Source organism: Virgibacillus sp. M23 (genome assembly GCF_034190895.1).
Classification (GTDB): domain Bacteria; phylum Bacillota; class Bacilli; order Bacillales; family Amphibacillaceae; genus Virgibacillus; species Virgibacillus salarius.
Map to the genome: position 1 here is coordinate 1 of NZ_JAWDHA010000360.1, position 400 is coordinate 400.

A 400-nucleotide genomic window follows, 5' to 3' on the forward strand; every position below is an offset into this window, starting at 1 on the left:
GCATTTACGGAAGATCAAATTTACAGAATCGACCATTATCTAGGCAAACAAATGGTTCAGAACATTGAAGTGATTCGATTTGCCAATGCGATTTTCGAACCGCTTTGGACAAACCGCTACATCTCAAACATTCAAATTACGTCTAGTGAATCACTTGGCGTAGAAGACCGTGCAAGATATTACGAAAAATCAGGCGCCCTGCGCGACATGGTGCAAAACCATATTATGCAGATGGTTGCCCTCCTTGCAATGGAGCCGCCAATCAAATTGAACACAGAAGAAATCCGCAGCGAAAAAGTGAAGGTGCTGAGAGCACTGCGCCCTATTGCAAAAGATGAAGTGGATGAGTACTTTGTGCGCGGACAATATCAAGCCGGTGAAATTGACGGTATGCCTGTTC

General features: G+C 44.5%; 1 pseudogene. It reads left to right on the forward strand.

The features are described 5' to 3' along the window. Nucleotides 1–400: pseudogene (locus RVS70_RS22995) on the forward strand (glucose-6-phosphate dehydrogenase); the annotation flags it as partial.